The 378-nt window shown below is 54.8% G+C and carries 1 pseudogene; it reads left to right on the top strand.

The window, feature by feature from the left end:
* Positions 1 to 224: 224 nt before the first annotated feature.
* A pseudogene (locus tag ACFWW2_RS01590) lies at positions 225 to 378 on the top strand (IS630 family transposase); the annotation flags it as partial.

Genomic DNA, 378 nt, shown 5'->3' with positions numbered 1-378 from the left:
GAGGTCGGGAGAGCCTCTTTCGAAATTTGACCTCCCCTGTCAGCGAAGCACCATGAAGCTGAAACACATTCTTTGCCAAGTCTACACCGATCATTGTATCAATCATATTGCCGTCCTCTCTCTAGCGTGGCCGTGTACGACCACATCTTTGGCACATTGCGATGCCGTATGGGGACGGCGGCAACCATCCCATCTCTTCGATTGAACCAGCCATCGCCAAGGCACCAGATCGCGTTATGTTCATTGACGAAACAGCCGTTAAGACCAACCTCACCCGACTGCGTGGCTGGGCTCCTCAAGGAGAACGGCTGACTATGGACGCCCCTTTTGGCAGCTGGGGAACGCAAACACTGATCGCAGGGTTGACCCGTGACGCTC

Source organism: Yoonia sp. R2-816, from assembly GCF_046762905.1.
Taxonomy (GTDB): Bacteria; Pseudomonadota; Alphaproteobacteria; order Rhodobacterales; family Rhodobacteraceae; genus Yoonia.
Note: the sequence above shows the minus strand (reverse complement) of the source record. Positions and strands in the feature narration are given on the sequence as shown.